Here is a 24612-nt window from a genome sequence, read left to right as displayed (position 1 = left end):
GGCGGAGGCGGTGGACTTCTCCGCTCACCACGCCATCATTCACGTCGACTTTTCTCAGTGAATTCAGGGTCGACGCGGGTTCGCCATTCCGTGGATGCCGCGGCCGTGCGACCCGGAGCCGGCCAATCAAGTGCTCCTGAAAAGCAGGTGGTCCGCCACGTCGGCTCCGGGAGGTCGGATGGCACCTCGGTGCCAGCCTCCGGATGGGCCTGGTGACATCAGATCGCGTCCCCACAAGAATGAGGATCTGCCAATCGAAACGAAATTCAGTGGAGGTTTACATGAGATATTCGCGATTACTGGGCAGGCGCGCGTCGGCGCTGCTCGCCGCGGTAGCCTGCACGATGACGGTGCTCGCCGTCAGCTCTCTTCCCGCGAACGCGACCCCTCGGGCGGCCCCCGAGGCGGGCACCGGGGCCGGCACCGGGGCCGGCGCCGTCGCGTCCCCGACGATCACCGTGCCGACGGCCGGGAATCACGGTTTCCCATTTCAGGCAGAGGACCAGGCGATTCTCGCCGGCAAGGGATACGTGGAGCGGGAGTTCCTGTTCGGCGGCACGGCGACCGCCTATGACAGGGACGGCACGTTCGGATCCGATGGCAACTGGCGGGTGACGCCGGGCACTCGGGCCCCTTATCAGAGCCGCATGCTGGTCCGCTATCCGGCCAACCCGGCGAAGTTCAACGGGACCGTCCTGGTCGAGTGGTTCAACGTCAGCGGCGGCATTGACGCGCAGGTTGACTGGACGACCATGCGCGACGAGATCCTGCGCTCCGGTTACGCCTATGTCGGTATATCCGCCCAGCAGCTCGGCATCAACGCGACCGGTGCGTACCCCGGCCTCAAGGCCTGGGACCCAGCCCGTTACGGCACCCTCAGCCACCCCGGCGACCAGTACTCGTACGACATCTTCTCGCAGGCCGCGCAGGCGTTGCGCACGCCGAACGGGCCGAATCCGCTGGGGAAACTGCGGTTCTCCAAGCTGCTGGCGGTGGGGGAGTCGCAGTCCGCGATGCGCCTGACCACCTACGTCAACGCGGTGGCTCCGGTGGCCCAGGTGTACGACGGTCACCTCATCCACAGCAACATGGCGGTGCCGACCCCGTTGGGCGCGGGCCTGTTCGAGGCGATGCCCAATCCGACCCTTGTTCGTACCGATCTGAAGGTGCCGACCTTCGTCGTTCTGACCGAGACCGACATGACGCTTCATGTGACCGCCCGGCAGCCGGACTCGGCCACCGTGCACACCTGGGAGCTCGCCGGCACCTCCCATGCCGACCAGTGGCTTCTCAACGGCATGCAGGCGGTCTCCGAGCGCATGTTCGGTGGGCCCGTCCTGTCCCGGGACTGCGGGGCCGACACGCCGCCGGTGAACAACGGTCCAGCGCACTACTCCCTCAACGCCGCGCTGTCGGCCATGAACCGGTGGATGCGGGGCGGGCGCGCACCAGCCACCGGTGCGCTCCTCGCCATGGAGGGCAACACGCCGGTGCGGGACCCGGCCACCGGCCTGGCCCGCGGTGGCATCCGGCTGCCGGATGTCGCGGTGCCGACCAGGACGCTGTCCGGTCAGCGCCATGCCGAAGGCATAGCCGCACTGACCTGCGGTCTGTTCGGCGCGACCGACCCGTGGAACGGCGACGCCGACCCCTGGGACAGGCATGACGCGGGCGACCCGTCCAACCCGACCGCGCCGCGGACCGCGGAACCGGCGCTCAGCCAGCTCTACCCGACCCACACCGACTACGTGAACAAGGTGCGGGTGGCGGCGTGGACGTCGGTGTTCCAGGGATTCCTGACGCCGGCGGACGCCAGGGCCATCGTCACCGCGGCCAGTCGATCCACCATCGGCGGCTGACCAGGCCAGCCGCAGACCGGGGCGACCCGACCAACCCGACCCCGGGGCGGTGGGCTGCCGGCGATCCCGCTGGCGACCCACCGCCGCCCGGTGGCGCTCCCGCGGGTGGCGCTTGCGGGAGGCGCCGCGCGGGTCCGGTCACGTGGCACGGCGTCCGGTCGTCTGTTGGTGATCCATGGCCGGTAGCTGGGTGGGTGCGCCGAGCAGCCAGACCAGGATGGCCGCCGCGTAGGTCTCCGCGGCGAGCAGCGAGATGAGGACCACGAGCTGGAAGCGGGCGGCCTCGGTCGGGCTGGCGCCGCCGAGCAGGGCCCCGACGAACGCTCCCGGCAGCGTGACCAGACCGACGGTCCGGGTCTGGTCCAGAGCCGGCAGGAGCGCCTCGGTGGCCGCGGTGCGGGCGATGTCCGCGACTGCCTGGCGGGGTGTCGCTCCCAGCGCCAGCCAGGCCTCGACCTCGTCGCGGCGCTGGAGCAGGCCGTCCAGCAGCCGGCGCCCGGCCAGGGTGCACGCGGTCATCGTCCCGCCGAGCACGCTCCCGCCCAGCGCGACCAGATATCGGGCGGATCGCGGCAGCGCGGGCACGGCGAACAGGACGCCCAGGGTGAGAGCCGCCGCCGCCACGATCGCGATGACCACGGCCCGGCCAGCGCCGGGCAGCCGGCTCAGCCGCCTGGCCGCGGTGTGCGCGGCCACGGTGGCCATGACGGCGAGGACGGCGGCGCACGCCGCCGGTGCCGCGAACACCAGCCGGACCGCCAGCCCGACCGCGGCAAGCTGCACGAAGGCGCGGGCGGACGCGGTGACGACCGCCGTCCGCACCCGCAGCCGCATGATCGTCTGGCATCCGACGGCGAGGGCCAGCAGCAGCCCGAGTCCGGCGGCCAGCCGCAGGTCAGCGTTCACCCGGTGTCGCTCTCCGCATCAGGCTCCCTGGCAGTACTCGGGGTGGGCGGGGGGACGGGTGAACGGGGGTGTGCGGGACCAGCGGCCGCCGTGGCCCGCCGAACCCGGTGCGGACCGTTGTGGTGCCAGAAGCACACAGGGTGCTCGCCGCGCCGTTTCCAGCATCCGGAGCATGACATCCACCGGACCGACGTCGAGGGAACCGCCGATTTCACCCGGGCCGATCGGGCGGGTCGGGCTCGCGGATCTGCTGGTCGTCGGCGGCCAGCTCGACAGCCGGCTCCTGATCGTCGCTCCGTACCCGCTGGCACTGCTGGCGATGGTGCCCGTGGTTCGCCGCGCCCGTCAGCCGTCAGCCCGCCGCCCTCGGCACACCTTTCGCCCGCGGGACTGTTCAGACCGCGCCGTGTACGGAGGCAGATAGCCCTCTCGGTTGTCGTTACGTGGCTCCGCGCGGATGACTCACCACCCGATCACCGATGGACGAACCAATGCGCCGGCGGGGTGCGGCCCTCGGGTCGCCCCCGCCTGACGCAGTTGTGGCGGCGCCTGATTCATCCGCGTAAAATCTGTCGGTGCAATTTGGGGAAGTGGTTGCCCGGTGTGGGGGCGCCGCTTTTATATGGGTGCCTTCTCTCGCCGGATTGTACTTCTCCTACAGGAGGGCGCGGCCAACTTTGGAGTCCCCCGTCGAGGATGATGAGCGCATATTCGGACATCCTGTGCGGTACGTCACTCTCGGGGTGTCGCGCTTGGGATTGTCTTGCGAAGGTATGCGCATCGCCGGTGAGGAAAAGAGTGGCCGGGATGTGATCCGGGTTGTGTGGAGCTCTCGGAAGCCGACTTCCGGATCGCTGCCGTGCTCGGTGATGCCGCACTGGAGAAAGTGGTGCACAGCATGGGGACAGAACCCTACCACCGGTTGGCGCCATTACTGCCGGAAAATCCTGGGGCGCTGGCAGGCCCGGCATCGAGAGGTGAATTCGGGCCCCGGGTTTCGGCCCGGGGGAGCGGTTCGGCTCCGGGCGCCGCCGGGGTGGGCACCGCGTTGCCCGGCGACCAGTTCAGGGCGATCGCGGCGCGCACCCTCGACGAGCACCTCACCGAGCGGGCGGCGAACCGCCCCGGCGAGATCGTGATGTCCTTCATGGACTACTCGTCCGACCGGGCGGGCAGGGAGACACCGGTCACCTTCGGCGAGCTGGATGCCGCGGTGACCCGCGCCGCCGGGCGGATCGCGCGGGTGGCGCCGCGGGGAGCCCGCATGGTGATCCTCTCGCCGCAGGGACTCGGCTACGTGACCGCCTTCCTCGGAGCCCTGCGCGCCGGTGTGGTCGCGGTGCCGTTGTTCCCGCCGGATTTGATCGGGCACGGCGACCGGCTGACCGCCGTCGTCGACGACTGCGAGCCGGCGTGTGTGGCTACCACCAGCGGCGCCTTACCGGCGGTCGAGGCATACCTGCGGACCCGGCCGCGGCCACTCCCGATCTGTGTCGTCGACGGGCCGGGGGAGCCCCCGGCCGATACCGACGGCCCGGAAGCACCGCCCGGCCCGGCCCCCGCCAGGCGGCCTCGGCCCGAGCTCGACGACATCGCCTACATCCAGTACACGTCGGGGTCGACGAGAACCCCGTCCGGGGTGCTGATCAGCCATCGGAACGTGGTCTCGAACACCGCGCAGGCCATAACGGCCTACCGGTGCGAGCCGTCCCGCAACACGATCGTGAGCTGGCTGCCGCTCTTCCACGACATGGGCCTTGTCCTGCTGGTCGGCGGCACCGTGGCCGGCGGCATCCGGGCGGTCTTCATGGACCCGGTGGCCTTCCTGCAGCGGCCCGTCCGCTGGCTGGCCCAGCTCGCCGCGAACCCCGGCGCCGTGACCATGGCGCCGAACTTCGCCTTCGACTTCGCGGCCGAGCGAGTCCGGGAAAAGGACCGGGCCGGCCTGCGGCTGGGCGGCGTCTGGGTGATGGTCAACGGTGCGGAGCCGGTCAGGCCGGCGACCCTCACGCGGTTCGTGGAGACGTTCGGCCCGCTGGGACTGCGGCCGGAGGCGCTGTGCCCCTCCTACGGGCTCGCGGAGGCCACCGTCTACGTGTGCGGCGCGGCCTCCGGGGTCGCCCAGCTCCCGGTGCTGTTCGACGCCGCCGCGCTCGCCACGGGAACCGCGGTGCCGGTCGAGGCCACGGAACAGGGCGGCGCGGCCGGCGGTGAGGGGGCGGCGCGGGTCACGGCACTGCTGTCCTGCGGCGTGCCGGTGGGGCAGCACATCGCGATCGTCGACCCGCAGTCGCGGCAGGTCTGCCCGGTGGGAACGGTCGGCGAGATCTGGACCCGCGGCCCGAACGTCGCCCGTGCCTATCACCAGCAGCCGGACCGCTCCGCGGTCACCTTCGGACAGCGCCTGGCGCGACCACCCGACGCACCTCCCGCCGCGCCCAGCACGGACACCGGAACGGCGTCGGGTACCGGAACGGCTGCGGACACCCGGCGGGTCGCGGTGCTGCCCGCGGACTGGCCGCGCGGCGGCTGGCAGGAGGACGGCTGGCAGGAGGACGGCTGGCTGCGCACCGGTGACCTCGGGATGGTCCACGACGGCGCCCTGTACGTAACCGGGCGGCTCAAGGACCTGATCGTCATCGACGGGCGCAACCACTACCCGCAGGACATCGAGGCGACGGTCGAGGCCGCGCACGAGGCGGTGCGGCCGAACCGGACGGCGGCCTTCACCGTCCTCACGGAGCGCGGGGAGGCGGTCGTGGTGGCCACCGAGGTCGACGTCACCGGGGACGACCAGCTGCCCGAGACGAAACGGATGGCCGGGCTCATCCGGGGCGCCGTCGCGGTGAACCACGGTCTGGCGGTCCATGACGTGGTCCTGACCAGGCCGGGAGCGGTTCCGCTCACCAGCAGTGGAAAGATCGCTCGTCACGCCTGCCGAGAGCGGTACCTGGCGGGAACCCTCGTCTCCACCGCCGGGACCTCCCGGTGACCGCTGCGGACGGCCACGGCCCGGCCGCGGGTGACGGGGCCGTGGGTGACGCGGCCGGGCGGGGCGCGGCCGAACTGCTGCGCTGGCTCACTCAGCAGGTGGCCGACAGCGTCGGTGTCGAACCGGCCGAGATCGACATCGACCGTCCGCTGGTCGATCTCGGGCTGTCCTCGCGGGACGCCGTCGCCCTGACCGCGGACCTGGAGGAGGAGCTCGACACCACGCTTGAACCCACCCTGATCTGGCAGCATCCGACGCTCGCCGCACTGGTCCGGCACCTGACCGCCCCGACTCCGACTCCACCTCCGACTCCACCTCCGGCCCCGGCCGCCGGGTCCGCGTCGGAGCTGTCCGCGCCGCGGCCGGAATCCCCGGCGGACGGGCTGGCGATCATCGGGGTCGGCCTGCGGTTCCCGGGCGGACCGGAGCATCCCGACGGCGTCGCCCGTCCGGACGAGTTCTGGGACCTGCTGTTCCGGGGCGTCGACGCGATCTCCGCGGTGCCGCCGGGCCGCTGGGACGCGTTCGGGGATCCCGCGCCGGGCGAGGACGGACCGGCGGGGGACGCCGCGGGTCACGGCGAGCTCGTCGGCCACGGTGAGTTGGTCGGCCACGGCGGGTTCATCGGTGACGTCGCCGGGTTCGACGCCGAGTTCTTCGGCATCAGCCCGGCGGAGGCCGCGCTGATGGATCCGCGGCAGCGCCTCCTGCTGGAGGTCGCGTGGGAGGCGCTGGAGCAGGCGGGCATCGCCCCGTCCTCGCTTCGGGGCAGCGCCACGGGCGTCTTCGTCGGCGTGTCCAGCGCCGAGTACGCCCACCTGACCTTCGCCGATCCGGCGCGGGTGGAGGGCTGGACATCCACGGGCGCGGCGACCTCGATCGTCGCCGGGCGCCTGTCCTACCTGCTCGACCTGCGCGGGCCGAGCCTGGCGATCGACACCGCCTGTTCGTCCTCGCTGGTGGCGCTGCACACCGCCCGCCAGAGCCTGCTCACCGGCGAGTCCGCACTCGCGCTCGTCGGCGGGGTGAACCTGCTGCTCTCCCCGGCGCTCACCGCCGCCTTCGGTGAGTCCGGTGCGCTCGCGGCCGACGGCCGGTGCAAGGCGTTCGCGGCCGCGGCCGACGGCATCGTGCGCGGTGAGGGCTGCGGTGTCGTGGTGCTCAAGCGGCTGCGGGACGCCGAACGCGACGGCGACCGGGTGCTGGCGGTGGTACGGGGCAGCGCCGTCAACTCCGACGGGCGCTCGAACGGGCTGACCGCCCCGAACCCGGCCGCGCAGGAGGAGCTCCTGCGGTCCGCCTACGCGGCTGCCGGCCTGTCCCCGGCCTCGGTGGACTACGTCGAGGCACACGGCACCGGCACACCGCTGGGCGATCCGATCGAGGCGAGCGCGCTGGCGGCCGTCCTGGGCACCGGCGGCGGGCGTGCCGGCGGTACCCCGCTGCTGCTCGGCTCGGTCAAGACGAACCTCGGGCATCTGGAGGCCGCCGCGGGGATCGCCGGCGTCATCAAGGTCGCCCTCGCGCTCGACCGCGGGACCATCCCGCGGTCGGCCCACTTCGACGCACCGAACCCGCGCATCCCGTTCGACGCCGCGGCGCTGCGCGTCGTGACCGCGCCCCTGCCCTGGCCCCGCTACGGTGGCCGGGCCCGGGCCGGCGTCTCCTCCTTCGGTTTCGGCGGGACGAACGCGCACGTCATCCTGGAGGAGTACGGCCACCTCCCGGGGGAGTCCGGCAACCTGCCGGCCTGCCTGGATGACGCGGGCGGCCTGGACTACGCGGCCCACCTGGACTACGCGGGCGGCCTGGCCGGCCCGGCCCTGGACGACCCGGCCCACCTGGACTACGCGGGCAGCCTGGACGACTCCGCCCCGCGCACGCTGGCACTCGCCGCCAGCTCGCCGGACCGGCTGTCGAGCGCGGCCGCGGCCCTGGCCGACTGGCTGGAATCCCCGGCCGGGCGCGGCGCAGAGCTGGACGACATCGCGTACACCCTCGGTCGGCGGCTGGGGACGACCGTTCCCGCCGGCCTCGCGGTGACCGGCCGCGACCGGGAGGAACTGGCGGCCCGGCTGCGGGCCGCGGCCACCGGCGCCGACCCCGCGGGGACGGCCAGAGTCACCCGCCCGGCCGCGGCGCGGCCGCCCGCCGCCGAAACCCCGCCCGCCGCCGAAACCCCGGCCGCAGCGCCGCCCGGCACCGACCTGTCGGCGGGCACCGTCTGGGTCTTCTCCGGCTACGGCTCCCAGTGGCCGGGCATGGGCCGCCGCCTGCTCGCCGACGAGCCGGCCTTCGTCGACGCCGTGACGGTTCTCGACAAACCGTTCGTCGAGCGGACCGGCCTGTCCCTGCGCGCCGTGCTCGAGCGCGGTGACGCGGTCGAGGGGGTGGAAGCGGGCCAGATCATCCTGTTCGGCGTCCAGCTGGCGCTGGCCGAGCTGTGGCGCGCCGCCGGTCTGCGGCCGGCCGCGGTCATCGGCTACTCCATGGGAGAGGTCGCGGCGGCCGTCGTCGCCGGCGCGCTGGACGTCGACGCCGGCCTGGAGGTCATCGCCACCCGGTCCCGCCTGCTCGGCACCGTCGCGGCGGCCGGGAAGGGCGCGATGGCCGTCGTCGAGCTCGACGAGGCGGAGTTCGGCCGGGTCGCGGCGGATCTGCCCGATGTGCACATCGCGATGCACTCCTCACCGCGCCAGTGCACGGTGGCGGGCGATGCCGCCGGGGTCGCCCGGCTGGTCGCGGTGGTGGAGTCGATGGGCCGCTCGGCGCTGCCGATGAAGGTGTCCGGCGCGGGGCACTCGCCGGCCGTCGACCCCATCCTGGACGAACTGCGCTCCCGCCTGGCGGGGGTGCGCGGCTCGGTGCCCACCGTCCCCTGGTACGGGACGGTGCACCGGGATCCCCGTCGCCTGCCCGCCTTCGACGCCGACTACTGGGTCGCCAACGCGCGCCGCGCGGTCCGGGCGGTGCACGCCGTTCAGGCGGCCCTCGCCGACGGGGCCACCCGCTTCCTGGAGGTCGCCCCGCATCCGATCGCCGGCCGGGCGCTGCGGGAGACGGCGTCCGCCGCCGTGCCCGCGGCCGGGCACGCCCCCGGCCCGCGCGCGGCGGACGTCCTCGTCGCGTCGACGCTGCGGCGTGACCGGGACGACGCGGTCGAGCTCCGCACCAATCTGGCCGCCCTGGCCCTCGGGGGTGACCGGGAAGCGCTGGTTGCCATGCTTCCGCAGCCCTTCCCGGTCTGGCCCGCTGCCCCGACCGGGCTGGCGGCGGCCCCGGTGCCGCTGTTCGGGCCGAAATCGGCGGGCCTGCGGGCCCGGCTGGGCGCGCCACGGCTGGTGGACGTCCCGACCACGCCCTGGCGGCGTGAGCGGCACTGGGTGGAGCCGGCCCCGGCCCGGCCCGCTCCGGGGCACCCGCTGCTCGGCACGCATGTCGAGGTGCCGGAGTCGGGTCGGCATATCTGGCGCGCCGACATCGGGACAGCCGCCCTGCCGTGGCTGGCCGACCACACCGTCCACGGGGTGGCCGTGCTGCCGGGCGCCGCCTTCGCGGAGATGGCGCTGTCCGCCGCCGCGGTGCTCGGCCCGGGCACACCGGTGGTCCGCGATCTGGACCTGATCGAGCTGCTCCCGCTGGGAGAGCACACCGACGTCACGACCTCGCTGCTGGAGGACAGCCCCGGCTCCGGCTCGGGAACCGTGGAGATCTTCTCCCGGCGGACCGGCGGGGCCCGGCGCTGGGTCCGGCACGCGACGGCCCGGGTCCGGATCGCCGCGGGCGGGCCGCGCCCCGCGGACCCGCCCGCGGCCCTCGACGGCCAAGCCGGCACGCCGGTGGACCTCTACAGTGCCCTGGGCGCCGCCGGTCACCAGTACGGACCCGCGTTCGTCGGCGTCACGGAGGCACACGCGGTCAGCGGCGGGCGGATACCCGCCGGCCTGGGGGAGGCGACGGCCCGCGTCGGCCTGCCGGCACCCGCCCGGCCGCATCCGCGCTACCGGGTGCACCCGGCGCTCGGTGATCTGTGTCTGCAGACCCTGGCGGTGGCCGCCGTCGGCCTGTGGCCCGACGCCGCCCCGGGGACCGTGCCGCTGCATCTGCCGGTCCGCATCGGTGAGCTGGCCGTGTTCGACCGGCCGGGCGGCCGCGCGGTGACCGGTGGCCGATGCTCGGCGACGCTGGCACCCGCGCTCGACGGCGACGGGCCGGCTGACGGCGGGCTGGTCGGTCAGGTACTGCTCTGCGCGGATGACGGCACGCCGCTGCTCGCATTGCGGGACGTGGTTCTGCGGCCGGTGGAGGCGAGCGCGGTCCCCGTCCCGGTGCCCGCCCTGCTGTTCGAGGCACGCTGGGAACCGGCGCCGCTGACCCCGCGGCCGGACGACCGAGCGCCCGCGGTGGACGACCGAGCGCCCGCGGCGCCGCCGGCCGACACCGGCCCGCGCCTGCTGGTCGTCTCGCTGCCCTCCGGGCGCGGGACGCTCGTTCCGCCCGCGGGCGGCCTCCCGAACAGGGATGCGGAAGCCCTCGCGGCGCTGCTCGACCGGCGGCCCGGCCGGCCCGCGGCGGCTGGCGGGGGCGCCGAGGCGGTCACGCTCGGCAGCGCCGCCGACGCACGCATCCGCGAACTCAATGCCGCGGGCCGGCTGGCGGGAGTCGTCCTGGTCGTACCCCGGTCAGCGGAGGCCACCGGCCACCAGTTACCGGACGTGACCGGCGATCGGCTGCCGGCCGAGACGGTGCCGGCTGTCGGTGCCGAGCTGGCAGCGGCAGTGGCCGAGCTGGCGCGGACACTGGTCCGCCTCGGCGGGATCCGCCCGCCCCGGCTGTGGATCAGTACCCGGGGGGCGACGGCGGTAGCCCCCGGTGATCTGCCCGACCCCTCCGGGGCTGCGCTCCGCGGCCTGATCCGGGTTCTGGCGCTTGAACATCCCGCTCTTCGGGCCACCCTCGTCGATCTCGAACACTCCACCGACGCGGCGACTCCCGCCCCGGCCGAGGCGCTGGCGGCCGAGATCGCCGCCGACGCCGCCGACGACGAGGTCGCCTGGCGGGCCGGCCGCCGGTTCACGGCCCGGCTGGGCCGGGTCACCGACTCGCCGGCAGCCACCGCGGGGCCGCTGGTGCGGGCCGGGGCCTACATCGTCACCGGTGGGCTCGGCGGGCTGGGTCTCCTGCTTGCCCGCAGATTGGTGGAGGGCGGGGCGTCCCGTGTCGTCCTGAACGGGCGGAACCTGCCGCCGAACGCCGCCGCCGCGGGCGACGGCGAGCCCGGGTGGTGTGTGATCCCCGGCTTCGGGCCGGCCCGGGTCGCGGGGCGGTCCGGCCTGGCCACCGCGGCCCCGGCCCCGAGCCCGGCCCCGGCCCCGAGCCCGGCCCCGGCCGCCGCCGCCGATGACGCCGGATGCGACATCGTCATAGTCACCGGAGACATCGCCCTGCCGGAGACGGCGTCGCGGCTGGTCGCGGTGGCGACCTCGGACGGGATGCCGCTGCGCGGGGTGGCGCACGCGGCCGGTGTGCTGGCCGACCAGTCCGTCCTCGACCTGGACGCCGCCACCCTGGAGGCGGTGTGGCGTCCGAAGGCGGCCGGTGGGTGGAACCTGCACCTCGCCACGGCCGGGCTCGCCGCCGAGACCGGGACGGAACTGGACTGGTGGCTGGTGTTCTCCTCCGCCGCCGCGCTGCTGGGCTCGCCGGGCCAGGCCGCCTACGCGGCGGCGAACGCCTGGCTGGATGCGCTGGTCCTGCTGCGGCGCCGGCTGGGCCTGCCCGCGGCCACCATCAACTGGGGCGCCTGGGCGGGCGTCGGCGGCGCGGCCGGGAGTGCGAACGCCCTGCTGGAACCGCTGCTGCCCGGTATCGGCCTGGCGGCGCTGGAGGCGGTGGTCGAATCCGGCCGCGCCCAGACCGGCGTCGTCCGGCTCTCGCCGGCGCGCGCGCTGGCGCTGCTGCCCGGCCTCGCGGATCTCGCCTTCTTCACCGAGCTGCTCGGGGACGCACCCGCCGGGTCGGATCCGGACTGGCCCGGTCCGGGGGCGCTGCGGGAGCTTCCGCCGGAGCGGGCCCGCGCCCTGATCGCGGAGCGCCTCCGCGGGCGCATCGCGGCGATCATGGGCCTGCGGCCGGAACGGGTGGATCCGGCCGCCGCGCTGACCGAGCTCGGCTTCGACTCGCTGATGGCCATGCGGGCCCGCAACGCCGTCGAGCACGACTTCGGCCAGCCGGTGCCGGTGCGGCTGCTGCTGCGCGGCGCGAGCCTGGCCGATCTGGAGGACCACCTGACGGAGGCGCTCGGGGTGGCACCGGCGGATTGTCCCGAGCCGCCGCCCACCGCCCCCGCGCGGTCGGTGGCAGCGCGTGAACCGGCCGAGCGGTGGCTGGTGCAGCTGCTCGCGGAGGCGGTGACGCCCGTTCCGGTCGGTGTCACCGACGATCTCGACACGTTGATCGGGCCGGCCGCCGTCGAGCGCTTCGTCGACGTGGTCGGCGAACGTCTCCGCGCCGCGGCCCCCGGCTCCGGCGAGGACCTGCGGGGCCTGGTCACGGCACTGCGGGCGGCCCGCACCGTCGAGCAGATGGCCGACCTGGTGCGGGACCGGCTGATGGGCAGCGGCGGTTCGGCGGTCCGCGTCCTGCGCGCGACCGGATCCCTGCCGCCGCTGTTCCTCTTCCACCCGGCCGGCGGCCCGACCGGCGTCTACGAGCCGCTCGTCCGGCTGCTGGACGAGCGGGTGCCCGTGTTCGGGCTGGAACGCCTGGACGACGTCCAGGAGGTGGAACGGAAGGCGGCGCTGTACCACTCGATGATCCGCGAGATCGCGCCGACGGGCCCCTACCGGCTGGGCGGGTGGTCGTTCGGCGGGCTGCTCGCGCAGGAGGTGGCGCACCAGATCGTCGCCTCCGGGGAGGTCGTCGAGCGCATCTTCATGATTGACACGATCCTTCCGCTGCCGGGCCCGGCCGATCTGTCTCCGGCGGAGCAGGTGCTGGCCCGGTTCGGCCGCTTCGCCGACTACCTGCGGGACGTCTACGGGGTCGGCATCGAGCTGCCGTACGAGGAGCTGGCCGCCGCCGACGACACCGAGCAGGTCGAGCGGATCTTCGAGATCCTCGCGGCCTCGGGCATCGGCATGACGCCGGGTGTGCTGCACCACCAGCGCACCTCGTACCTGGACGCCCGGATCGCCGAGCACTACCGGCCGCGGCACTACGACGGCCCGGCGGTGCTCTACCGGGCGGCTTCCCCCCACCAGGTGACCGTCACGCTCGACCCGCGCTACCTGCGCGACGACGCCGACCTCGGCTGGGCCGCGACCATGCCGGACCTGGAGATCGTCACGGTGCCCGGGGACCACACGTCGCTGATCGACCGCCCGAACGCCGATGTGATCGCCCGGCACATGTCCGCCCTGCTGGTGACACCGGGGCCAGCAGTCGTCCCGACCCAGCGGGAAGCCCCGGATCCCCGGAACCCCGGCGATCCCGGGAACCCCGGCGACGCCAGGGGCCCGCGGTGACGCCGTCGACGGCCGACCGCGGCGCCGAGCTCGTCCGGCGGCAGGCCCTCGCCGCGGCCGGTGGGTCGGCCCGCACCCTCGCCCGGCGGCGGGACGAGGGCCGCCTGAGCGCCCGGGAGCGCGTCGAGGCGCTGTGCGACCCCGGCACGTTCACCGAGCTCGACGCGCTCGTCCGCGGCCGGACCGACAACCGGCCGGAGTCGTCCCGGCCCTACGGCGACGGGGTGGTGTGCGGCCACGGGCTGATCGGCGGCCGGCCCGTCTGCGTGTTCTCGCAGGATGTCAGCGTCTTCGGCGGCAGTCTCGGTGAGGCCTACGGCGAGAAGATCATCAAGGTGGCCGAGCTGGCGCTGCGGGTCGGTTGCCCGATCATCGGGATCAACGACTCCGGCGGCGCCCGGATCCAGGAGGGTGTCGCGGCCCTGGCCCGGTACGCCGAGTACGGCCGGCTCAACGTGCGCTCCTCCGGCGTCATCCCGCAGATCTCGCTGATCATGGGCTCGTGCGCCGGGGGAGCGGTCTACTCACCCGCGCTCACCGACATCGTCGTCATGGTCGACGGGACGTCCCACATGTTCGTCACCGGGCCGGACGTCGTGCGTTCGGTGACGGGCGAGGACGTCAGCATGGAGGAGCTCGGCGGGGCCCAGCACAACGCCGCCGTCGCCGGGACGGTCCACTACGTGGCGAGCGACGAGGCCGACGCCCTCGACTGGGTGCAGTGCCTGCTGGGCTACCTGCCCGACAACGCGCTCACGCCGCCGCCCGTCTACCCCCGCCCCGGCCGCGCCGGCACGGCCGGCCGCACCGGCGACGCGGACACCGGCGCCGATCAGCTCACCGACGCCGACCGCGCCCTCGACCGGCTGGTCGAGGAGGGCCCGCAGGTGGCGTGGGACGTCCACCAGGTGATCCGGGCCGTGGTCGACGACGGCGACCTGCTGGAGTTCCAGGCGCTGTTCGCCGCCAACATCGTGTGCGGCCTCGGCCGGATCGACGGGCACTCGGTCGGGGTCGTCGCCAACCAGCCCGCGGTCAGCGCCGGTGTGCTCGACATCGACGCCTCGGAGAAAGCCGCCCGGTTCGTGCGCTTCTGCGACGCCTTCAACATCCCGATCCTGACCCTGGTGGACGTCCCCGGGTACCTGCCGGGGGTGGAGCAGGAACGCCGCGGCATCATCCGCCGCGGCGCCAAACTCCTGTTCGCCTACGGTGAGGCGAGCGTGCCGATGGTGACCGTCGTGCTGCGCAAGGCCTACGGCGGCGGGTACGCCGTGATGGGCTCCAAGCATCTCGGCGCCGACGTGAACCTCGCCTGGCCGTCGGCGGAGATCGCGGTGATGGGCGCCGCCGGCGCGGTGGAGATCCTGCACCGCCGGGAGCTGCGGGCCGCCGAGGGGACTCTGGACGCGGCCCGCCTGCGCAAGCAGCTGACCGTCGACTACGAGCGGGACGCGCTGTCGCCCTACGCGGCCGCGGAGCGGGGCTTCATCGACGCCGTGATCCGCCCGCGCGACACCCGGGCACAGGTGCGCGCCGCGTTCCGGTCACTGCGGGGGAAGCGCTCCGCGCCGCCGATCGGGAGGCACCGCAACATGCCGCTCTGATGGGCGGTCCGCCACCAGGAGTTTCCGCACGCCCGCCGCCGAGACGGCCTGCCAGCCCGGCCGCCAGGAAACAGAGGGACCACCGGAGATGGATATGACACCGGCTGCCGCCGAGACGGCAGCCCCGGCCACCGGTCGGAAGCACCCGGCCGACCGCACGGAACACGACGTTACGGAACACGACCGCGTCCCGGCGCCGGACTGCGGGAGCCCGACCAGACGATTAGGGCGCCGGCCCGGCCCGGGCCGGGCCCGGCGGCGCACCCGTCCGGTCCGGGTACTCTGCGCGGTGGTGGTCGTCGCCGCCGTCGGGCTGACGGCCGGGCTGCCCGTCGCCGGTGCCGACCGGGCCGCCGCCCCGCCGATGGAACCGGTCGCGTTCCCCGCCCGCCTGGCCGCGTCCGGTGCGAGCGCGGCGAGCCTGGCGGCGCGGGTACCGGGAACCAGCGTGCCCGCGCTGCCCCAGGTGAACCGCAGTGCGAACGGCGGCCTCAACGCCATCGTCGGCACCGTGCCGGCGACGGCGACCCTGGGCGTGCCGAACGCCGGCACCGTCCCGGTCGTCGGCCTGGTGTCGGCCAGGGCCGACGACGGCGCGTACGTGGCCTACGAGTCGAGGGTGGACGACCGCACCGTCGACCTGATGATCGTCTCGCCGGCCCTGGACGGCGCCGCGCCGGTGCGGGTGATGCTGCCCGCGGGCTGGACGAGCCGCCCGGCGCAGACCTGGCCGGTCCTCTACCTCATCCACGGCTGCTGCGAGCGGGCGGACTACCAGTCCTGGTCGGTGTTCACCGACCTCCGCTCGTTCACCGCGGACAAGGACGCGCTGGTGGTCATGCCCAGCGACGGCTCCGCCGGCTTCGGGACGAACTGGCTGAACCTGGGGACCCTGCGCAAGGGCTGGGGCTACGACACCTTCCTCGGCACGGAGCTGCCGCAGATCCTGCAGCGCGGTTACCGGGCCTCCGGGCGCGCGGCCATCGCCGGCGCGTCGGTCGGCGGGTACGCCGCGTTCGCGCTGTCGGCCCTGCACCCGGGGGCGTACGGCGCCGCCGCGTCCTACAGCGGGGTGCTCGACACGATCGGCCTGCTCGCCTCCGGCATGATCCAGGCCCTGCTGTTGCGGGAGGGGCAGGCCTCCTGGGCGATGTGGGGTGATCCGGTGCTGTTCCTGCGGGTCTGGGCCCAGCGCAATCCGGTGAACCTGCTCAACAGACTGCGGGGAGTCGGGTTGTACGTCTCGTCGGGCAACGGCAAACCAGGCCCGCTGGACTTCGCCGGTGCCACCGAGGACCCCTTCGAGATGGCCACCAACGGCAACAGCCAGAACTTCGTCACCGCCGCGAAGGGGGCGAGGCTGCCGGTGACGACGGATTTCTACGGCGACGGTACGCACAGCTGGCCCTACTGGAGCCGCCAGCTCGCCAGGTCGTGGCCCGTCCTGGCGGCCGGTCTGGGCCTGCCCGCCTAGCCGGGCGCCCGGAGTTCCGTCGTGAGCGCCACGACAGCGGCGCCCGCCCGGCCCATCACCGCCACCAGTGCCGGCAGTGGCGGTGATGGGCCCGCGGGCCGGAAGGTGATCGTGCCGATCGGGCTGGCGGCGTTCATCACCGCACTGGACAACACGGTCGTCAACGTCGCGCTGCCGTCCATGCAGCGTGACTTCGCGTTGTCCGCCGCCGGCCTGGAATGGGTCGCGACGAGCTACATCCTCGCCTTCTCCAGCCTGCTGCTGCTCGGCGGCCGGCTCACCGACCTGTTCGGCCGGTGGCGGATCTTCCAACTGGGCCTCGTGGTCTTCGCGGTGTTCTCCGCTGTCGCCGGGGCCGCGGACACGAGCACGGAGCTGATCCTCGCCCGGCTGGCCCAGGGCGCGGGCGGTGCGCTCGCGCTGCCGGCCGCGCTGGCCGTCCTCGCCGCCGACCTCGAGGACCGGGACCGCCATCTCGGCGCGGGCGTGCTGACCGCCGCGATCGCCGCCGCGCTCGCGCTCGGTCCCGCGGTCGGTGGGACGATCACGCAGTACCTGCACTGGAGCTGGATCTTCTACCTCAACGTCCCGGTGTGTGCCGTGGGGATCCTGCTGGTCCCGCGCCGGTCCGGCGGCCGGCGGGGCCGTTCCCGGCGGGCCCGGCGTTGCGGGCCGGCCCGGTCCCCGCGGTCCGGGCCGGCCCCTCGTTCCCGGCGGTCCCGGCGGTCCCGGCGGGCTGACCCGGCCACCGGCCGGCCGCGGCTCGACCTTCCCGGGGTCGTGTTGTCGGCGCTGGCACTGCTGGCACTCACCTACGCCCTCGTCGAGGGCAACACCCTGGGCTGGACGTCCCCGCGGATCCAGCTGGCGTTCGCCACGGCGGCGGTCGCGGGCGGTGTCTTCCTCGCGGTCGAGCGGGGCTCCCGCGACCCCATGGTTGACCTGGGCCTGTTCCGGGTCCGCGCGTTCAGCGGCGGCATCGTCGCTCAGGTGCTGTGGGGCCTCGGGGTGAACGGGGTGTTCTTCTTCACCGCGTTGTTCCTGCAGCTTGTCCTCGGCTACAGCCCGACCAGGGCCGGGTTGGCCTTCGTCCCGCTCGCCCTGGCACTGATCGTGATGGTCCCGGTCGCCGGCGCGCTGGCGCAACGGTGCGGTGCGCACTGGACGGTGGCCGGCGGGCTGCTGCTGGTGGCCGGTGGGCTGCTGCTCACGGCGCGGATCCCGATCGACGCGACGTTCGTCGAGCTGCTGCCGGGCCTGCTCGTCATCGGGGGCGGCTCGGCGCTGACCACCCCGATGACCTCCCGGATCCTGGAGGTCCTTCCGCCGCCGAACGCGGGAACGGCGTCGGCGGTGCTGAGCTCCGCCCGTGAGGTCTCCGGTGTGCTCGGCGTGGCCCTGACGGGGGCGATTCTGCTGGCTCGGCAGCGAACCCTGATGCTGGACGGCGCCTCGTTCCCGGCCGCGTTCGTCGCGGGCTACACCCGCGGGCTGGAGATCTCGGCCGCGCTGGTGGCCGTGGGCGCGGTAGTGAGCCTGCTGACGCTGCGCACGGTGCCGCGTCATCGCCGCCGGGCCGGCGCGCACCAGGCCCGCCGCCAGCCGCGGCGGCGCGCTGCCGCCCACCAGGCCCCGCGGGGCCGGCGGATCGGGCCGGGCGGAGCGGCCAGGCAGGTCGGGCAGGCCCCCGGAACCTCCTGACGGAAATCTTCGGCGTATTATTCCGGCAACTGATCCGGTCGTCGCCAATCGCGTATTGCGGGACTTCTCACATCGATCTCGCTATGCTCGGTCCACGCTGGGACCCGGCGGCGCGGAGTGACATTCGAGGCGTGTACCGACGCCTTGTCGTCAGGGCTGTGTTCCCTCCGCGTGAGGCGTCGACGCCGTTGTGCGGGGAGGGTTGTTCGGTGAGTGCGAAAAATCGGCCGTGCCGTTCTTTGATCGTGTTAATCGGGCCGGCCGCGCATGCTCGCGGTGCTGATAGCCCGGGTTCCGAACCACAGTCGGGGGCAGCTACTGGAGCGCCACTCCAACGCCGGAACGAAAACTTGTCGCCGTACTACAGCGGTCGCGTTTTCCGCCGGTGGGGCCGGCGGTCTCTGCCCGGGTGCGCGAGAAGCCTCGACGCCGACGAATGAGCGGGTCGTCGGCGGGCTGCTTACCCGGCTTACCCCACTTACCCGCCTCGGCGGGCGTCCCGGCGGGCCCGTCGCCCAGGCGGGGGTGCGCCCGTCGCGCCCGTCGGGCCGGTCTCGCCGCGGTGCTCGCGCTGCTGCTGCTGGTCGCCGGCTGCGGAGGCCGGAACGCAGTCGCTGACGAGAGGCCGAGCACCCCGCCGTGCACGACGCCGGGCTTCACCGACGACGCGGTGCGGATCGGCCTGATCTACCCGGACAGTGGTCCGCTCGCCTCCGCGTTCGCGCTGGCCCGCAGCGGGTTCGAGGCCCGGATCGAGCTGGCGAACGAGGCGGGCGGGGTCCACGGCCGCACGGTCGAGGTGATCTGGGGCGACGACCGGGCCCAGTCGGCGACGAACTTGGTGGTGGCCCGCCGGCTGGTGGAGAACCGCGGGATCTTCGCCGTCGCGGAGCTGACGACCGCCGCCTCCGGGGCGGCGGACTACCTGGCGCAGAAGGCTGTTCCGGTCGTCGGGCTCGCCGCCGAGCCGGTCTGGAACGACTACGACAACATGTTTGCGGCGACCTACATCTACTCCGCCGGCGCTTCCGCGACCACGTTCGGGATCTTCGCCCGCGCGCAGGGCAGCACCCGCGTCGCGGTGCTGGAAGACCCGTACGCGCCGACGTCGCAGACCCTCAGCGGCCAGATGATCACAAGCATGTCCGCGCAGGGAGTCGAAACGGTCACCAGGATCCCGTACCGGATCGGCCAGAGCTCGGCGACCCGCGCCGCACAGGCGATCAAGGCGAGCGGCGCCGACGCCCTGGTCGTCTCCATGCCCCCCGACGGGTTGCGCGAGATCCTGCTGGCCGCGCGCCGGGCGGGGCTGGGCTTCCGGATGGTGCTCTCGCCGGTCGCCTACGACAAGAACATGCTGGCGCATGACGGCCAGGACTTCGCCGGGGTGTACGCCTACTTCGCCCAGATCCCCTGGGAGTCCAGGTCACCCGCCCTCGCGGCCTATCGCGATGCGATGAGCCGGTTTGCTCCCGAGGTGACGGATCCGGATCAGAACATCGTTCTCAACTCCTATATCTCCGCTGACATGCTGGTGCGCGGACTGGAGATCGGCGGCCGCTGCCCCACCAGGGCATCCTTCCATGCCGGCCTGCGTGCACTCACCGACTACGACGCGGCCGGGCTCATTCCCGGTGGGGTGGACCTGAGCTCCAACCGCGGTGACCTCTCCCGCTGTTTCAGTTTCGCCCGGGTGAACCCCGAAGGCACCGGATTCCAGACGCTGCCGTCCCCCGGCGGCACCGAACAGTGGTGTGGCGCGAAAATCAGCGGTTAGCGCGGTCACGGTACTCAGGTCGCATCAGGTCGGTCAGTGGGAGAGCGCGGAGGAGATGACTCCGGCGCGGGCCAGGGTGAAGGCGATCTGCAACGCGCTCGCGTCCCGGTAGCGGCGGGGATCACGGCCGGTGAGGGCAATGATCTTTGCTATCCGGTAGCGAAGCGTGTTGACGTGCACGGGCAGGCTGCGGGCGGCGGCCTCCGGCGAACCGTCCGAACGCAGCATCGCGTCCACGGTCTCCACCAGCCCGTGCCCGGCACTGACCAGCGGGTCCACGCAGGCGGCCACGAGCCGCCGGGCGGCCTCCGTGTCGCCGCACAGCACCCGCTCGACAAGCAGATCCTCCGTGCTGACGATCGCCGGGTTACCCGGCCAGGCGGCCAGCGCCTGCAGCCCCGACAGCACCGCCGCCGCGGCGGGGCCGGCCCGCGCCACCGAGGAGATGACCTCGCTGGCGACCACCCCGGGACCGGCCACCCCGCCGACCAGCGACCGCAGCTCCGTCAGGAGGTCGACGGGCGTGGTGGCCTCCCCGGCGGCGGGCTGGTGCGGCGCCGGCTGGGACCCCGCGGGCTGGGGCGCCGTCGGTGGGCCGTCCTCGACGGACACCAGGAGCACGGTCTTCCCGTGGGCGGCGCCGCAGACGGTCGCACCCGTGCGACCCGCGATCCGGGCGACCTCGTCAAGCAGGGCCGGCGCCGCGTCCGGAGGCGGGCTCATCCCGAGAATCCGTACCGGAACCCCGACCGGCACGAGGTCGGCGGCCCGAGCGACGATCTGCTCCTCGAATCCGTCGACCAGCGCCTCGATCAACAGCGCCCGATGCCGGGCGGCTGCCCGGCCCCGGCTCTCGGCGGCCTTCGCGTAGACCGCCGCGGCGTGGAAGGCGACCTCGCGGCCGTACCGCTCCAGTGCGCCACGCAGCACCGCGGACGCGGCGGTGTCGAGTTCCTCGTCCGCCACCTCGTCCACGACCCGCAGAACGACATCCACGGTGAGCTGCAGCAGTTCCACCGTCTGGTCCAGCGAGATCTGCCGGGCGACGTCACCGGGAACGCCGGAGAAGACGGTGTGCAGTGAGGGTGCCTGGGCCGACACCAGGCTCTGCGCCATCGTGGCGATCTCCTGGTGCACCACCAGCCGGACCCAGGACCTGCTGTGCGCTGACAGCCGCGTGTACCAGGGCACCGCGCCGAACGCGGCCACCACCGCGTCGGACAGCCGGCCCACCGACTGGTGCAGCCAGGCGGACGCCGACGCGCTCGATGCCGCCCCCACGCCGCCGGTCGGGCTCATGGGGCGTCTCCGGCGGATCGCCGCGGTGCGTTGAAACGGGCGTCCGCGGCTCCCGGGTCCGGGTCCGGGAGCGGCTCCGGATCACCGGAGAGAACACCGTCAGNGGTGAGCGAGAAGCGCACGGGACCAGTCCTGCCTCCCGGGCCGGCCGACCGTGGCCGCGGCCGGGGCCGTCGTCGTGGGCGCCGAGTCTGTGATCGTGATGGAACGGCGGAGCTTTGCGGCCTGGGGGAGAACCGCGGACAGCGCCGGGCTCAGACGGCGGCCACCTCGGCGAGCGCCTTCGTGACCGCCTCCGGCTCGGTGATCATGAGGTCGTGCCCGGTGTCGATGGACCAGAGCCGGCCCGCGGCGCGGGCGGTCTCCATCAGGTCCGGGTCACGGGTGGCCAGTGTGGAGGTACACACGATGTGGTACTGGGGGATGGCCCACAGCGCGGGCTCGTTGGACAGCGCCAGGGGCTGCTCGAAGCACTTCCACGGATGCGGGGTCAGCCNCTCGGCCATCCAGGCGAGGTCCGCGGGATCGGTGACACCGTAGAAGGCGCCCGCGTCGGGGCTGGGCAGGAGCACGAGCTCGAGGCCGTCGATCACCGCGCCGAACTCGCGGGCCGCCAGCATGATCGGGCCGGCGACGTCGACGAGCGACTGGCCGTTGACCGGCGTCGCCGCGTCCAGATAGACGAGACGGCCGATCCGCTCCGCGGCGCGGTCCGCGACGCCGGTGATGACCATGCCGCCGTAGCTGTGGCCGACCAGGATCACGTCGCGGAGGTTCTCGTGGTGCAGGAGCGACACCACGTCCTGGATGTGCAGGTCGAGGTCGATGTGCGGGCCGAGCAGGTGGGACCGTTCGCNGAGGCCGGTCAGGGTCGGGGTGTGCACCTCGTGACCGGCCGCGCGTAACCGGCGGGCGACGGGCTGGTAGCACCAGCCACCATGACCGCCGCCGTGCACGAGAACGTACGTCGCCATGCTTTTCCCCCAGTGGCCCCGTGCGGTGGGTGCCGGCCCACCGGGTGTCGGTAACGTGGTTATTGCGAATAATCATGTTACTCACGGATAGCCCGACATGCGGCGAATGTTCCTACCCAAGGGGATGCGAGCCCGAGTGCAGCCGTCAGACCAGATCATCCGGGTGGTGCTTGAGCTGCTGGAGTCAGGCGGCTACGACGCCGTGCGTCTCCGCGAGGTGGCTCTGCGCGCGCAGGTCTCGCTCACGACGATCTACAAGCTCTTCCCGACCCGGAACGAGCTCATCGTCGCGGCGCTCGAACGCTGGCTCGCCGCGAACGGATGCGCGCCGATGCCACCCGCCCCGCCGGTGGAGTCGCTGTACGACGGGCTGATGCGGGTTTTCCGGCACATCTTCGATCCGTGGACGTCCGAACCGCGGATGCTCGCGGCCTACGTGCGGGCGCAGAAGGGGCCCGGCGGGCAGCGGCTGTACCAGCAGGCCGTCACCGCCACCGAACCGGCCGCGCGGCTGCTGCTCCAGCGCGGCGACCCCGACTACATCGGCGATCTCGAGGTCATCCTGACCCATGTGGGCCACGGTCTCGTGTGCCGGTTCGCGGACGGGGAGATCGAGGCGGCGCAGATCCTGCCGGCCATCGAGCGTGCCGTCTACCGGCTCACCGCGGACAACGCGGCGTCGGCGGGCTCGGTGGGGGTGTCGGAGGCCTCGACGCCACCGGGTGCGCCGGTCGGCGGCGGTGAGGTCGGTGGTGCCGGGCGTGCGGGTGGTGCTGGGCGCGCGATCTGACGGCGGTGGCCACCTTTCCAGGTCTCGGGTACCGCCGGGACCGTCCACGCCGCGGACGGGTCGGCGAGGACCCGTTCCCGCCTCCGGACCGATGGCCCGGCGCCGTCGGCCTGTCCGCCCGCCAGCACACAGCCCCGTCCCGGGAGGGCGTCATTCGGACCAGGCATAGGTCGATGTGTCAGCGCCGTCCGTACCTCGGCTGAAACACGGCCGCGGGAGCCTGCGGTCCACAGGTCCCGCACCCGCGCACGCACCCGCGCACGCACCCGCGCACGCACCCGCGCACGCGGAAAGGACCTCGAATGGGGGACCTGCGACCTCCGTCGGCGGTGCTCTCCGGCCGTGGGCCGGCGGTCACCGCCCGCGTAGCTTTGACAACCGGCCGGGCTCCCGCGGGAGCCCGGCACCGGACCGCGCCATCCGGAAGGAAAGATATTGATCGTCGTTCTTATCTTGCTGTTTCCCTTCGGGCTGATGGCGATGATGCTGGGCATGCACGCCATCGAGGCGACGCTGACGCGCGTGTCCCGCGGTGCTGGCCTGCCGGGCCAGCGCGCCGCGTCCGGCCGGGGTGCCGCGTCCGGCCGGGCCGCTGTGTCCGCTCGGAACGCTGTGTCCGCTCGGAACGCTGTGTCCGCTCGGAATGCTGTGTCCGCCCCGAATGCTGTGAAGCTGCCGCATGGGGCGGCCGCTGTTCCTGAGGTTGCTTCGTAGGCACGGCTGCGGGCATGTACACCAGCTGACAGCGGCGCGCCCCCCGAGGCACGCGGGCGGTAGACAGACGGCTGTGGCCGACTACTCGAAGAACAGGGCGCCGCGCCCGGGCGGCCCCGCGCAACCACCGCGGCCCGCCGAACCCGAGGGCGTCGTCTACCAGCTTTTCCGCTGGCCGGCCCGGCTGATCGCGCTGGTGGTCGTCGTGCCGCTGCAACTGCTCTGGCAGTTGGTCGTCGTCGCCGCTCGGGCGCTGCGCGCCCTGCTGTGGACGTGGACGCTGCGCCCGCTCCTGCTGGGCCTGAAGTGGCTCGGTTGGGACAGGTTCCTCGTACCGCTCGGGCACCAGCTGTGGCGATGGGTGTGCGTACCGGTCCTGCTGGCGATCCGCTTCCTCTGGCACTACCTGGTCGCGGTGCCGGTGCGGTTCCTCGTCACCTACCTGCTGCTCGTGCCGGCACGCTGGCTGTGGCGGTGCGTTCTGCTGCCGGTGCTGCGTGCGCTTGCCGGCGGCCTGCGGTTCGTCGGGCGGGCCGTCGCGTGGGTGCTACGGATACTGGTCGTGGTGCCGGTGGTCCGGGTCTGGCGGGTTCTGCTGGTACCGGTCGGCCTCGCCGCCGTCGACAGCCTGCGGTTCGCCGGGCGGGTGACGGCCGCGATCTGCCGGGCGGTCGGTGCCGTCCTGCATCTCGTTGTGGTGCGGCCGGTCGTCGGGGTGTGGCGGGTGGTCGTCCTGCCGGTGGCGCGGGCGGTCGCGCGGGTGTGGCAGCTGGTCGTGGTCGCCCCCACCCGTTGGGCGAACCGCGCGTTGTGGCAGCCGGTCGTGCGAGCTGGCCGCGAGGTGCGACGCGATGTGCGGCGGGCGCTGTTCGGTGCGGGTCCGGCCCGCTGAGCCGATACTGACGGCACGCACGGTATCGATGGCGCACGGTGTCGATGGCGCACGGTCGCCGGCACGCGGTCGCTGGCGCGTGCCGGCGCACGGCCTGGTGT

General features: G+C 73.6%; 11 protein-coding genes and 3 pseudogenes. 9 read left to right on the top strand and 5 right to left on the bottom strand.

The genetic code is table 11. The annotated features are described in order from the left end of the window. The first annotated feature begins 281 nt into the window (after positions 1-281). Positions 282-1859, top strand: coding sequence for an alpha/beta hydrolase domain-containing protein (locus UG55_RS05370; protein ID WP_242423773.1), 1578 nt, complete (start codon positions 282-284; stop codon positions 1857-1859). A 138-nt stretch (positions 1860-1997) separates the two neighbouring features. Here the strand turns inward: UG55_RS05370 and UG55_RS05365 are convergent, their stop codons facing one another. Further along, positions 1998-2765 (bottom strand): ABC transporter permease, encoded by a 768-nt coding sequence (locus UG55_RS05365; protein WP_083986429.1) that lies wholly within the window; start codon positions 2763-2765, stop codon positions 1998-2000. Between the two features lie 1036 nt (positions 2766-3801). Here UG55_RS05365 and UG55_RS05355 point away from each other — a divergent pair. The 6 genes from UG55_RS05355 (at position 3802) to UG55_RS05330 (ending at position 19842) form a co-directional block, all read left to right on the top strand. Continuing rightward, positions 3802-5757 carry a fatty acyl-AMP ligase gene (locus UG55_RS05355; RefSeq protein ID WP_066063680.1) on the top strand — a complete coding sequence of 652 codons (1956 nt, stop codon included), beginning with the start codon at positions 3802-3804 and terminating at the stop codon, positions 5755-5757. Then, positions 5754-13283 (top strand): type I polyketide synthase, encoded by a 7530-nt coding sequence (locus tag UG55_RS05350; RefSeq protein ID WP_066063678.1) that lies wholly within the window; start codon positions 5754-5756, stop codon positions 13281-13283. Before UG55_RS05355 ends, UG55_RS05350 begins: the two co-directional genes overlap by 4 nt. Further along, positions 13280-14890: an acyl-CoA carboxylase subunit beta gene (locus tag UG55_RS05345; RefSeq protein ID WP_066063675.1), complete on the top strand. Its 1611-nt coding sequence runs from the start codon at positions 13280-13282 to the stop codon at positions 14888-14890. Before UG55_RS05350 ends, UG55_RS05345 begins: the two co-directional genes overlap by 4 nt. A 292-nt stretch (positions 14891-15182) precedes the next feature. Continuing rightward, entirely contained in the window at positions 15183-16364 is a 1182-nt protein-coding gene (locus tag UG55_RS05340; protein WP_242423772.1) for an alpha/beta hydrolase family protein, read from the top strand. 21 nt (positions 16365-16385) lie between these two features. Next, positions 16386-18065 carry an MFS transporter gene (locus tag UG55_RS05335; protein WP_083986426.1) on the top strand — a complete coding sequence of 560 codons (1680 nt, stop codon included), beginning with the start codon at positions 16386-16388 and terminating at the stop codon, positions 18063-18065. A 562-nt stretch (positions 18066-18627) separates the two neighbouring features. Then, positions 18628-19842 (top strand): ABC transporter substrate-binding protein, encoded by a 1215-nt coding sequence (locus UG55_RS05330; RefSeq protein WP_066063670.1) that lies wholly within the window; start codon positions 18628-18630, stop codon positions 19840-19842. 33 nt (positions 19843-19875) lie between these two features. On the opposite strand, the gene UG55_RS05325 is transcribed toward UG55_RS05330, so the two are convergent. The 4 genes and pseudogenes from UG55_RS05325 to UG55_RS32710 all read right to left on the bottom strand — a co-directional run. Then, positions 19876-21141 carry a helix-turn-helix domain-containing protein gene (locus tag UG55_RS05325; RefSeq protein ID WP_066063668.1) on the bottom strand — a complete coding sequence of 422 codons (1266 nt, stop codon included), beginning with the start codon at positions 21139-21141 and terminating at the stop codon, positions 19876-19878. Between the two features lie 254 nt (positions 21142-21395). After that, positions 21396-21637: pseudogene (locus UG55_RS32720) on the bottom strand (alpha/beta hydrolase); the annotation flags it as partial. A gap of 1 nt (position 21638) precedes the next feature. Next, positions 21639-21997 (bottom strand): annotated as a pseudogene (locus UG55_RS32715) (alpha/beta fold hydrolase); the annotation flags it as partial. Between the two features lies 1 nt (position 21998). After that, positions 21999-22115: pseudogene (locus UG55_RS32710) on the bottom strand (alpha/beta hydrolase); the annotation flags it as partial. 136 nt (positions 22116-22251) lie between these two features. Here UG55_RS32710 and UG55_RS05315 point away from each other — a divergent pair. Together UG55_RS05315 and UG55_RS05305 are read left to right on the top strand one after the other, a co-directional pair. Next, positions 22252-22905 (top strand): TetR family transcriptional regulator, encoded by a 654-nt coding sequence (locus UG55_RS05315; protein WP_066063665.1) that lies wholly within the window; start codon positions 22252-22254, stop codon positions 22903-22905. A 787-nt stretch (positions 22906-23692) separates the two neighbouring features. Continuing rightward, a complete protein-coding gene (locus UG55_RS05305; RefSeq protein ID WP_242423771.1) occupies positions 23693-24511 on the top strand; it encodes a hypothetical protein in 819 nt (272 codons plus the stop codon). The last annotated feature ends 101 nt before the right edge of the window (positions 24512-24612 follow it).

It is taken from the genome of Frankia sp. EI5c (assembly GCF_001636565.1).
In the GTDB taxonomy this organism is placed as follows: Bacteria; Actinomycetota; Actinomycetes; order Frankiales; family Frankiaceae; genus Parafrankia.
The sequence above is the reverse complement of the archived record's forward strand: the minus strand, read 5'-3'. Positions and strand labels throughout refer to the sequence as shown.

Bases quoted from the DNA above. Each gene is read 5' to 3' on its own strand.
- UG55_RS05370 (WP_242423773.1), top strand. From the start codon at position 282: ATGAGATATTCGCGATTACTGGGCAGGCGCGCGTCGGCGCTGCTCGCC.
- UG55_RS05325 (WP_066063668.1), bottom strand. From the start codon at position 21,141: ATGAGCCCGACCGGCGGCGTGGGGGCGGCATCGAGCGCGTCGGCGTCC.